We start from the raw sequence: 12,181 nt of genomic DNA on the forward strand, positions 1-12,181 counted from the left end.
TGGATAGGATAATGAACAAGAAAAAAGAGCCTTTTAACTTTCAAAAACTATATAGAAGAACAGGGCTGATTATCTACGATATCATCAGCATAATTCTGGCCAGCTACGTGGCAATCCTTATAAGATATGAGTTTAAGGTTGGCACTATTCCTGACCATTTCCTTACACCTGTTAACACATTTTTGCCTATTAACATTCTGATCACACTGCTTGTATTTTATCTGTTCAAGCTTTATGACAGCCTTTGGGCATACGCAGGAGAAAGAGAACTTCAGAACCTGGTAATGGGATGTACACTTTCTGGAATCATCAATGCCATTGGACTTCAGTTTTTTAAGTCCCAGTCACAGCCGGTTCCACAGAGTTACTACTTCCTTTATACCTTCCTTCTCTACACCCTGATATTTATCAGCAGATTCTCCTACAGATTCCTTCGTAGTCAGAAGCATAGGGCAGAGAACAGGAATAATAGTAAAGCCGTAATGATCATTGGTGCCGGAGAGGCTGCCAACATCATCATTAAAGAGATCATCACCAGCAACTACTCAACAATGTCCATCAAGTGCATCATCGATGATGATCCTAATAAATGGGGCAAGTACATTCAGGGAATCCGCGTTGTAGGCGGAAGAGACAGAATCGTTGAGTGCGCTGACCTTTACGATATCGATGAGATCATAGTTGCTATCCCTTCTGTTTCAAGACAGGAGCTTAAGAAAATCCTTGATATCTGTAAGAATACAGACTGTAAGCTTCGTTCCCTGCCTGGAATGTACCAGCTGGTTAACGGAGAGGTAAATGTATCAAGACTTCGTGATGTAGAAGTAGAGGACCTTCTTGGAAGAGATCCTATTGCTGTAGATATAGATTCCATCGCAGGCTACGTAAGTGGCAAGGTTGTCATGGTTACCGGTGGTGGCGGATCAATCGGATCCGAGCTTTGCAGACAGATCGCAAGCCATAAGCCAAAGCGCCTTATCATCGTGGATATCTACGAGAACAACGCCTATGACATTCAGCAGGAGCTCATCCGCAATTACAAGGACCTTGATCTTGTAGTACTGATCGCTTCTGTTCGTAATACACTCAGAATTAACACTATTTTTGAAGAGTACAAGCCAGACATTGTCTACCATGCAGCAGCTCACAAGCATGTGCCTCTTATGGAGACAAGCCCTGGAGAAGCTATTAAGAACAACGTATTTGGTACCTTTAAGACCGCTATGGCAGCAGCCATGAACGGCGCCAGCAAGTTTGTTCTTATTTCCACAGACAAAGCTGTTAACCCAACCAACGTTATGGGAGCCAGCAAGAGAATCTGTGAGATGATTGTTCAGACCTTCAATAAGCACTACGATACAGAGTTTGTGGCAGTTCGTTTTGGTAATGTACTTGGATCCAACGGCTCTGTCATACCTCTTTTCAAAAAGCAGATAGCTTCAGGCGGCCCGGTTACAGTTACAGACCCTAATATCATCCGTTATTTTATGACTATTTCTGAGGCTGTATCACTGGTACTTCAGGCTGGTGCTTATGCCAAGGGCGGAGAGATCTTCGTTCTTGATATGGGAGAGCCCGTTAGAATCCTTGACCTTGCTGAGAATCTTATCAAGCTCTCAGGCTACAAGGTTGGCGAGGATATTCGTATAGAATTTACAGGACTTCGTCCAGGTGAGAAGCTCTATGAGGAGATGCTCATGGATGAAGAGGGACTTCAGGATACATCCAACAAGATGATCCACATTGGAAAGCCAATTCAGCTTGATGAAATGAGATTTTTCTCACAGCTTGAAAGACTCAATGTGGCGTCAAGAGAGGAATCACCTGAGGTCAAGAGTATTGTTCAGGAGATAGTAACAACCTACCATCCTACAGATAATGAAGCAGACCGTTCTACAGAGCACAAGGAAGCTCTTAAGAAGGTGGCTGACAAGATCAACGAGGAAGATTAAGAGGAATCAGTTATGGAAATCAAACCTTTTGAGAAAAAGATCTATCTCTCATCACCAACAATGCACGGCGATGAACTTAAGTATATGCAGGAAGCCTATGACACCAACTGGATGTCTACAGTAGGCGCCAACATCAATGAAGCAGAGAGAATCGTGACCGAGAAGATTGGTTGCAAGGACGCTGTAGCTCTTTCTTCAGGAACCGCAGCTCTTCACCTTGCCATCAAGCTTGCAGGAGAAAGACTTTACGGCATTCCTAAGGTTGGACACGGTTCACTAGAGGGTAAAAAAGTATTCTGCTCTGACATGACCTTTGATGCAACAGTTAACCCTATTGCCTACGAAGGCGGCGAAGCAGTATTTATCGATACAGAAGCAGATACCTGGAATATGAATCCTAAGGCTCTTGAGAAGGCCTTCGAGATTTATCCTGAGGTTAAGCTTGTGGTTGTAGCTCACCTTTACGGAACACCAGGTAAGATTGATGAGATCCGCAGCATCTGTGACAAGCACGGTGCCCTTATCGTTGAAGATGCAGCTGAGTCCTTTGGCGCAACCTATAAAGGCAAGCAGACAGGTATCTTTGGTGATTACGGAATTATCTCTTTTAACGGAAATAAGATTATTACAGGTTCTTCAGGCGGAATGTTCCTTGCTAAGAGCGAAGAGGATGCCCACAAGGTTCGTAAGTGGTCTACCCAGGCAAGAGAGGATGCTCCATGGTATCAGCATGAGGAGCTTGGCTTTAACTATAGAATGAGTAATGTTATCGCAGGCGTTGTAAGAGGCCAGCTTCCTTATCTTGAGGAGCACATTGCTCAGAAGAGAGCTATTTATGAGCGTTACAAGGAGGGACTTAAGGACCTTCCTGTTACAATGAATCCTTTCGATGACAAGAACAGTGTGCCTAACTTCTGGCTTTCATGTCTTCTTATCAATAAAGAAGCTATGTGCAAGCAGGTTAGAGGCGAGAAGGACGTTCTTTACGTGACAGAGCCAGGTAAGAGCTGTCCTACAGAAATCCTTGAAGCAATTGCCAAGATAAATGCAGAGGGCCGTCCAATCTGGAAGCCAATGCACATGCAGCCAATTTACAGAATGAATCCATTCATCACTGTATCCGGAAACGGAAGAGCAAGAAGTAACGCTTACATCAACGAGGGTGCTATTGCCGACGTTGGAATGGATATTTTTGAAAGAGGCCTTTGCCTTCCAAGTGATAACAAGATGACTCCTGATCAGCAGGATGTGATCATTGAAGTGATCAAGAGCTGCTTTTGATCTGAGTTTTCAGAGAAGAATACTAACATAGAAATAAAGGATATCATGAAGAATTCATTTTATGGAAAGTATGTAAAGCGAATATTCGACATACTGATATCTTTGATAATCCTGATCCTGTTTTGCTGGCTGTACCTGATAGTGGCGATCCTGGTCCGCATCAAGCTTGGAAGCCCTATATTATTCAAGCAGCCCCGTCCAGGTAAGGATGAAAAGATATTCAATATGTACAAGTTCAGAACCATGACAGACAAAAGAGATGCTGAAGGCAAGCTCCTTCCTGATAAGGACAGGCTTACAAGTTTTGGCAAGTTCCTAAGAAAGACAAGCCTTGATGAGCTTCCTGAGCTCTTTTGCATACTGAAGGGTGACATGAGCTTTATTGGGCCAAGGCCCCTGTTGGTTGAGTATCTTCCATATTACACAGAAAGGGAGAAGCTTCGCCACACAGTAAGACCGGGACTTACAGGTCTTGCTCAGGCCAGCGGCAGGAATACTGTGGACTGGGATACCAGATTTGAAATTGATGCAACATATGTTGAGAACCTGAGCTTTTTTATGGATCTTAAGGTTATCGGCATGACTTTTAAAACAGTTTTTGGCCACAGCGAACAGGTGGCAGAGGACACTAACAAGGTTGAAGGAAACTTCGCTCAGATTAGAAAAGAGCGTCTTGAGAGAACTGGAAAATTAAAAGAGGATTGAGACTATGGAGACAAACATTTTAATTCTTAGTGCAGGAACAAGAAATAAGGTGGTACAGGCTTTTAAGAGTGAGCTTGATGGAACAGGAAAGGTTGTGGCAACAGATTGCTCCAACATCGGACCAGCCATCTACGATGCAGATAAGAACTATATTGTTTCAAGAATCGATGCTCCATTTTATATTGATGAGATTCTTGGAATCTGCAGAAAAGAAGAGATCAAGGGAGTTTTCAGTCTTATCGACCCAGAGCTTTCCCTTCTTGCCAAGAACGCTGAGCGTTTCACCAAGATCGGTGTAACTCCAATCGTATCTTCCTATGAGCTCTGTGAGACAAGCCTTGATAAATACAAGATGTATGAGATGCTTGGTAAGCTTGGAATTCCAACAGCCAAGTGTTATAGAAGCATTGCTGAGTTTGAGAGCGCAAGAGCAGCAGGAGAAGTGGACTACCCTGTATTTGTTAAGCCAAGAAGAGGAAGCGCTTCTCTTAACATCAATGCAGTTAATTCAAGGGAGATGCTGACAGCTCTTTTCCATGATTTCGATGACCTTATCATTCAGGAATACATGACTGGTCAGGAGTATGGAGCTGACGTTTATATTGACATGATCTCCGGCAAGTGCACATCTATCTTCCTTAAGAAAAAAATCAAGATGCGCGCAGGAGAAACTGATAAATCCGTATCTGTCATCAACGACCAGCTCTTCAAGCAGATCGTTCAATTTGTTGAGAACGTTGGTTACAGAGGCATGATCGACATAGATCTTTTCTATGACAAGATCAGTGACACCTGGTATCTGTCTGAGGTTAATCCAAGATTTGGCGGCGGTTATCCACATGCCTATGCCTGTGGCGTCAACTTCCCTAAGATGATTCTCAACAACCTTCAGGGAATTGAGAACGAGGTGGACATCGGAGATTACAAAGAAGGTGTCTACATGATGAAATACAACGAACTTTGCGTAATGCAGGAAAGCGACCTGGCAGAGTAAAAGGAGATTAAATGCCTAAAGCACTGATACTGGCCAATTCTTCTGGCGGTTTATATGATTTTAGAAATGAGCTTCTGACAAGCCTTATGGACAAGGGCTTTGAGGTGGTTATCAGCCTTCCCGATGACGTTAAGGTCAAGGAGCTCAGAGAAGAAGGCTGCAAAGTCATTCATACAGACATTAACAGACGAGGAGTCAATCCTGTACAGGACTTGGCTCTTTTGCGCGATTATAGGAAACTCATTAAAAGTGAGAAGCCTGACGTGGTTCTTACCTACACTATCAAGCCTAACATCTACGGTGGATACGTATGTAAGAGATTGAAGGTTCCTTATATATCAACAGTTACCGGCCTTGGCAGCACCTTTGAAAGAGGCGGAATGCTACTTAAGCTGATAGTCCTTATGTATAAGGTATCCCTTAAGAAGTGTAGATATCTCTTTTTCCAGAATGCTGAGAACAGGCGTATATTCGAAGACCACGGCATTAGAGGTCTTGAGCATGTCACAGTTAACGGCTCAGGAGTTAATCTTGATAAGCACGTAAAAGAGCTATATCCAGGCCACAAGGATGACGTCACCAGATATCTGTATATAGGAAGACTCATGAAGGAGAAGGGTACAGATGAGTACCTGGCAGTTGCTAAAAGGCTTCATGAGAAATATGGCGATAAAGTCTCCTTTGCAGCCATCGGTTACAACGACGATGACTATGAGAGCAAGGTAAAAGAGGCAGTTTCTAAAGGCTACTTTAAGATGATACCTTTCCAGAAGGATGTTCATCCATATATTAAGGAGGCGGATGTTATCGTGCATCCTTCCTATCACGAGGGCATGTCTAACGTGCTGATGGAAGCCTCTGCCACTGGAAGACCGGTTATCGCATCTGATATTAGCGGCTGTAAGGAAATTGTGGAAAAAGAAGTTTCAGGATTTTTGGTTAAACCACGAGATGAGGATTCACTTTTTGAAGCGGCAGATAAGTTCTTTTCCCTTAGTGAGGATGAGAGACGCAAAATGGGAGAAGCCGCACGGAGACTGGTTGAGCGAAAGTTTGACAGACGTAGTATAATATTGACGTATGTGAATAAAATAGACGAACTATTGAATTCTAATAAATAAAAAATTATATCTGACTAAGTTAGATGGAGGAATTATTATGGGATTATATGAGAAGCTCCTTTCAGGAGAGGAGAAACTTTCACTTGTAGGACTTGGATACGTAGGTATGCCTATCGCAGTTGCTTACGCCAAGAAGATCAAGGTTGTAGGTTATGACTTTAACGCAGCCAAGGTTGATCTTTATAAGAAGGGAATCGATCCAACAAGAGAAGTTGGTGACGAAGCTATAAAGGAGACAACAGTTGAGTTCACAGCAGATCCTGAGAAGCTCAGAGAGTGTAAGTTCCATGTTGTAGCAGTTCCTACACCAGTTAATGATGATCACACACCAGATCTTTCACCAGTTGAGGGTGCAAGCCGTACACTTGGTAAGTACCTTACAAAGGGTTCTATCGTAGTATATGAGTCAACAGTTTATCCTGGAGTAACAGAGGATATCTGTGTTCCTATCCTTGAAGAGGAGTCAGGCCTTAAGTGCGGCGTTGATTTCAAGGTTGGTTATTCACCAGAGCGTATCAACCCAGGTGACAAGGTTCACAGACTTGATACTATTACTAAGATCGTTTCAGGTATGGATGAAGAGACACTTGAAGAGGTTGCTAAGGTTTACAGCCTCGTTGCTCTTGCAGGCGTATATAAGGCTCAGTCAATCAAGGTTGCTGAGGCAGCTAAGGTTATCGAGAATTCACAGCGTGATATCAACATCGCTTTCATGAACGAGCTTTCAATCATCTTCAATAAGATGGGAATCGATACAAAGAGCGTTCTTGAGGCAGCTGGAACAAAGTGGAACTTCCTTCCATTCAGACCAGGTCTTGTTGGTGGACACTGTATCGGTGTTGACCCTTACTACCTTACATACAAGGCTGAGGAGCTTGGTTACCACTCACAGATCATCCTTTCAGGTCGTCGTATCAACGATGATATGGGTAAATACATTGCAGAGTCAGCTGTTAAGCGTCTCATCGCCAATGACATCCCAGTTAAGAATGCAAAGGTAGCAATCCTTGGCTTCACATTCAAGGAGAACTGCCCAGATACACGTAATACAAAGATTATCGATATCTATAACGAGCTTGGTGAGTACGGAATCACTCCTGTAGTAGTAGATCCACAGGCTGATTCAGACGAGGCTAAGAGACTATACGGTATCGAGTTCAATACACTTGATGATGTTAAGGACATGGACCTTGTAATCATGGCTGTTGCTCACGAAGACTTCAAGGCTTACAAGCCAGCTGATATAGCTAAGTTCTTCAATCCTTCACACAAAACTAAGGTATTCATGGACCTTAAGGGCATCTATGACCTTAACGACTACAAGGCTCCTGAATTCGACTACTGGAGACTTTGATTAAAGAAAAATAGGAAAAGAATAAGAAAACTCAATCAATAAAGATTAAGTTTTACTATGTAGTATAGCGAGGCAAATCATTCAGATGTGAGACATTTGCACGAGTCGATGAATCCCAGGGTGAAATATCAGAAAAATGTCGAGTGTTCCGAATAACATGAGATGAGACATTTTTCTGATATGAGCCCATGGGAATCACGACGAGGAAACGCGAACAGATGAATGATTTGACCGCGGACTAGAGAGGAAAAAAATGGGTTTTAGAGAGTTAAAATTTCCGGAAGATTCTGTCTTCCTTGTAACTGGTGGAGCAGGCTTCATCGGATCAAATATTTGTGAGGCGCTTCTTGAGATGGGTTATACAGTTAGATGTATGGATAACCTCTCAACTGGCCACATTGAGAACATTCAGCCTTTCATGGAGAACCCTAAGTTCACATTCCTTGAGAAGGACATCAGAGACTTAGACGCATGCATGGAAGCTACAAAGGGCGTTGACTACGTTCTTAACGAGGCAGCCTGGGGTTCAGTTCCACGTAGTATCGAGATGCCTCTTTTATACGAGGAGATCAACATCAGAGGAACCCTGAACATGATGGAAGCTTCAAGACAGAACGGCGTTAAGAAGTTCGTCTATGCTTCAAGCTCATCAGTATACGGAGATTCAACTACTCTTCCTAAGAAGGAAGGTCAGGAAGGCAACGTTCTTTCACCTTACGCTCTTACTAAGAAGACAGACGAAGAGTACGGTAAGCTTTACAAGAAGCTTTACGGTCTTGATACCTATGGACTTAGATATTTCAACGTATTCGGAAGAAGACAGGATCCAAACGGCGCATACGCAGCTGTTATCCCTAAGTTCCTTCGCCAGCTCATGAACGGTGAGACTCCTACTATCAACGGAGACGGTAAGCAGTCAAGAGACTTTACATATGTTGATAACGTAATTGAAGGTAACCTTCGTGCCTGTCTTGCTTCTTCAGAGGCAGCAGGTGAAGCCTACAACATCGGTGCAGGCGGAAGAGAGTTCCTTATTGATGTATATCATCACCTTACAGATGCACTTGGTATGGACGTTGAGCCTATCTTTGGACCACCACGTGCAGGAGATATCAGAGATTCTAACGCTGATATCACAAAGGCAAGAACTAACCTTGGCTATGATCCATCTTATGATTTCAAGGCTGGTATTGAGCTTGCAATAGACTGGTATAAGAAAAACCTGTAAGATATAAGAGAACAAATGTTATCTTATACAGAGGAATTTTCATGCAGATAACAATCAGAATGGACGACATCACACCAGATATGGACTGGACCAAGTTTAACAGGTTCAAAGAGATCCTGGATAAGCATTCAGTCAAGCCTTTAATTGGTGTGGTGCCTGATAACAAGGACCCTAAACTTCAGATAGACCCTAAGAGAGAAGATTTCTGGGATTATGTTAAGACCCTGGAAAAGGATGGGTGGACTATTGCCATGCACGGCTTTAATCACCTTTACACCACTAGGGAAGCAGGTCTTTTCCCTATTGGAGGAAAGTCTGAATTTGCCGGTGTATCAATGTCCGCTCAGGATGATATGATAAGAGAAGGCAAGAGGATCCTTAAGAGCCACGGAATCAGGACAGATATTTTCATGGCTCCTTCCCATTCCTTTGATAAGAACACTATCAAAGTCCTTAAGAAAAACGGATTTTCCAAGATCACAGATGGCTTTGGTAACATGCCATTTTCAAGATTTGGCATGACCTTTTATCCACTTGCTTTTAAGAAATCCATGGCCATTAAGGCTGGTAAAAAAGGTATCGAGACCCTTGTTTACCACACTAATACCATGGAAGATAGGGATTTTGTAGCCTTTGAGAAGCTTTTGGATGAGGCACAGGTAGTGTCTTTTTCAAGGCTCTTTTCCTTAAATCCTGTTAAAAAGGGATTGTTCGCAGCATTTGGAGATGCACTTCTTGCAAGATCCAAGTATAACCTTGGAAGACTTCACAAGCTAATTAAACATAAATAACCTGAAACCAGGGTTTATCCATATACAAATAAATACGGGATGGAAATAATATGGAAGATAGTTACGGACAGATTCGCGTACTACACGTACTTGGGGGACTTGGTGTTGGTGGAGCTGAATGCAGGATCATGGACCTCTACCGCAACATGGACAGGGACAAGATCCAATTTGATTTCCTGGTACATTATTCCCCGGAAAAGACAGGTAAAAAGAGTCCGACTTCAGATGAGCTGATGGCAATCAGGGAGCCGGACTATTTTGATTCTAGCGTCAGAAAGCTTGGCGGTAGAATTTATTGCTTGCCCAAATTTGTGGGCACCAATCTTCTTGATTACAAGAACGCTATCAAGAGATTCTTTAACGACCACCCTAACCAGTGGAAGGTTGTTCAGGGTCATATGACAAGTACAGCTGCCATTTACCTTCCAATTGCCAAGAAGAGTGGCATACCTATCTGTATCGCCCACGCAAGAAGTGCAGGCGTTGATAATGGTGTAAAGGGCATGGCTACTAAGCTCTTTAGATCACCTCTTCAGAAGGAAGGTATTACAGACTACAATTTTGCCTGCTCCAAAGAGGCTGGAGTTGCTGTATTTGGCCAGAACATGGTGGATCAGGGTAATGTCCATATCATCCCTAATGCCATCGACCTTAAGCATTTTGCCTATAACGAAGAGACCAGGAACAAGATAAGAAAAGAGCTTGGTGTTTCCAATGCAATTGTAATAGGCCACGTTGGAAGCTTCAGATATGCCAAGAACCACGAATTTCTTTTAAATGTTTTTGCCCAGATATGCAGACTTCTTGATAACGACGATCTCAACGAGTACAGCATGCTTCATGGCATGAGGATCAGACTTCTTATGCTGGGTAAGGGCCCTCTTATGGACGATATGAAGAAGCTTGCAATCAAGCTCCATATCATAGACAGATGTATCTTTGCAGGTAATAAGAGTAATGCCAGCGACTACTATCAGGCCATGGACTATTTCTGCTTCCCTTCAAGATATGAGGGACTTCCAGGCAGCGTTGTGGAAGCTCAGGCAGCAGGTCTTCAGTGCCTTGTTTCTGACTCAGTTACCAGTGAGGTTAATGTAACAGAGCTTGTATCTATGCGCAGTATCAATTCCGAGCCAAGGGACTGGGCCAGAAAGATATTGGATGACCTTCTTTTCCATGAAGATTATCATCCAGACCCACTTCACGAGGAGATACGCCTTAATCAGACCCTCACTGCAATTGCAGGGGAGAGAAGAGAGAGCGTATTTGAGACAGACGACATGCCTGACTTTGACCTTCTTGATGAAGGCACAGGCTTTGAAAAGGTTAATATCCCAGATAAGATCAGGGTTGTAAAAGATAAACACAGATCTATCGAGTATTCAATCGGCGACAGATCAGAATCCTCAGTTTACATCCAGGGTAAGCTTCGCGATGCTGGCTTTGATGTAAAGGCTCAGGCTAAGCTTATGGGATTCTTCTACGAAAGAGGACATTTTTAATGGCTAACACTAATGACAAAAAGAACCTTATGCTCATGGTTCCAATGCTCCATCAGGGAGGCTTTGAGCGAGTTTGTGTCAAGACAGCAAGGCTACTTCAGGACACTTACAATGTATATATCCTTATTTTCAGCTCCAAGGACATCAACTTTGATGTGACAGGTCTGGAAGTCATTGACATCAATGTACCTTCCAAGAAGGGCATATTTAATAAGGTTATCAACGTTCTTAAGCGCGTTAATAAGACCAAGAAGATAAAAAGAGATCTTGGCATAGATATTTCCTACAGCTTCGGCAGCAGTGCCAATTATGTTAACGTCCTTTCAAGGCAAAAAGAAAAGGTGTTAACAGGGCTTAGATGCCAGACTGACATGGAGAATCCTCGTCAGGTTAATCTCTTTTGCCAAAAGTCAGATCAGGTTCTGTCCTGCTCTAAGGAGATTGTAAGACAGCTAAAAAGAGATTTTGACTACGACAGAAGCACCTATATCTACAATCCTCTTGATGTTGAGGATATCCAGAAAAAGGGTGCTGAAAAGATAGATGATTTCCCATTTGCAGATCCTTCACTTAAGACTATTGCCTGCATGGGAAGAAATGACTATATTAAGGGAATCTGGCACCTTACCAAGGCCTTTTCACTGGTTTGTCAGAAGCATCCGGAGGCTCGCCTTGTAGTTCTTGGTGCCGGCAACTGGGATCCATACAGAGAACTGGCTGATAAGCTGGGAGTTGGAGATAAAGCCTTTTATCCAGGCAATCGTAAGAACCCATTCCCATACGTGGCAGCATCAGACCTCTATGTCTGCAGCTCCAACCACGAGGGATTTCCTAATGCAGTCCTTGAGGGAATGGCCCTTAATAAGCCTGTTATCTCAGCGGATTGTAAGACAGGCCCTAGAGAAATTCTTTTATCAGAAAGCGAGTATGAGGACCTTATCAAGAGGATCCCTAACGGTGACAGCACAGAGGTGGCAATAGAGGGTAGCTACGGCGTTCTTATCCCTGACATGGGAGAAGAGGTCAACATGGACCCATCTGTGATCACAGACAGAGAGAAGATTCTTGCAGAGGAGATCTGTAAGATGCTTGATGATGAAGACAGAATGAAGGCCTATGCAGAGAAGTCAGCAAAAAGAGCTGCTTCCTACAAGCCAGAAATGTACAAAGAGAGTATCCATGATATTCTGAGAAATTACGAATAAAAGATACAGTAAATACGGATATTTATGAGTATCAGATATAAAGAGGTA

The 12,181-nt window shown here is 43.1% G+C and carries 10 protein-coding genes; all 10 read left to right on the forward strand.

Features of this window, described 5'->3' with window-relative positions:
• Positions 1-11: 11 nt before the first annotated feature.
• The 10 genes from T541_RS18330 to T541_RS0100550 all read left to right on the forward strand — a co-directional run bounded on the left by T541_RS18330 (position 12) and on the right by T541_RS0100550 (position 12,133).
• A complete protein-coding gene (locus T541_RS18330) occupies positions 12-1,952 on the forward strand; it encodes a polysaccharide biosynthesis protein (protein WP_034465482.1) in 1,941 nt (646 codons plus the stop codon).
• Between the two features lie 12 nt (positions 1,953-1,964).
• Entirely contained in the window at positions 1,965-3,233 is a 1,269-nt protein-coding gene (locus T541_RS0100510) for a DegT/DnrJ/EryC1/StrS family aminotransferase (protein ID WP_026650867.1), read from the forward strand.
• A 45-nt stretch (positions 3,234-3,278) separates the two neighbouring features.
• Positions 3,279-3,938 (forward strand): sugar transferase, encoded by a 660-nt coding sequence (locus T541_RS18335; protein WP_034465485.1) that lies wholly within the window; start codon positions 3,279-3,281, stop codon positions 3,936-3,938.
• Positions 3,939-3,942: 4 nt separating this feature from the next.
• Complete coding sequence (locus T541_RS0100520) at positions 3,943-4,932, forward strand: ATP-grasp domain-containing protein (protein ID WP_026650868.1); 990 nt, start codon at positions 3,943-3,945, stop codon at positions 4,930-4,932.
• A gap of 11 nt (positions 4,933-4,943) precedes the next feature.
• Entirely contained in the window at positions 4,944-6,053 is a 1,110-nt protein-coding gene (locus T541_RS0100525; protein WP_026650869.1) for a glycosyltransferase family 4 protein, read from the forward strand.
• A gap of 37 nt (positions 6,054-6,090) precedes the next feature.
• On the forward strand, positions 6,091-7,407 hold the full coding sequence (locus T541_RS0100530) for a nucleotide sugar dehydrogenase (protein WP_026650870.1): 1,317 nt from the start codon (positions 6,091-6,093) through the stop codon (positions 7,405-7,407).
• 253 nt (positions 7,408-7,660) lie between these two features.
• The gene (locus T541_RS0100535) at positions 7,661-8,635 is read left to right on the forward strand and encodes an SDR family oxidoreductase (protein WP_026650871.1); all 975 of its coding nucleotides are present in this window, start codon (positions 7,661-7,663) and stop codon (positions 8,633-8,635) included.
• A gap of 41 nt (positions 8,636-8,676) precedes the next feature.
• A complete protein-coding gene (locus T541_RS0100540; RefSeq protein WP_026650872.1) occupies positions 8,677-9,426 on the forward strand; it encodes a DUF2334 domain-containing protein in 750 nt (249 codons plus the stop codon).
• Positions 9,427-9,476: 50 nt separating this feature from the next.
• Positions 9,477-10,928: a glycosyltransferase gene (locus T541_RS18340; protein ID WP_051538007.1), complete on the forward strand. Its 1,452-nt coding sequence runs from the start codon at positions 9,477-9,479 to the stop codon at positions 10,926-10,928.
• The gene (locus tag T541_RS0100550) at positions 10,928-12,133 is read left to right on the forward strand and encodes a glycosyltransferase (RefSeq protein ID WP_026650873.1); all 1,206 of its coding nucleotides are present in this window, start codon (positions 10,928-10,930) and stop codon (positions 12,131-12,133) included. Before T541_RS18340 ends, T541_RS0100550 begins: the two co-directional genes overlap by 1 nt.
• The last annotated feature ends 48 nt before the right edge of the window (positions 12,134-12,181 follow it).

The sequence above is a fragment of the Butyrivibrio proteoclasticus P6B7 genome (assembly GCF_000622085.1).
GTDB classification, from domain to species: domain Bacteria; phylum Bacillota; class Clostridia; order Lachnospirales; family Lachnospiraceae; genus Butyrivibrio; species Butyrivibrio proteoclasticus_A.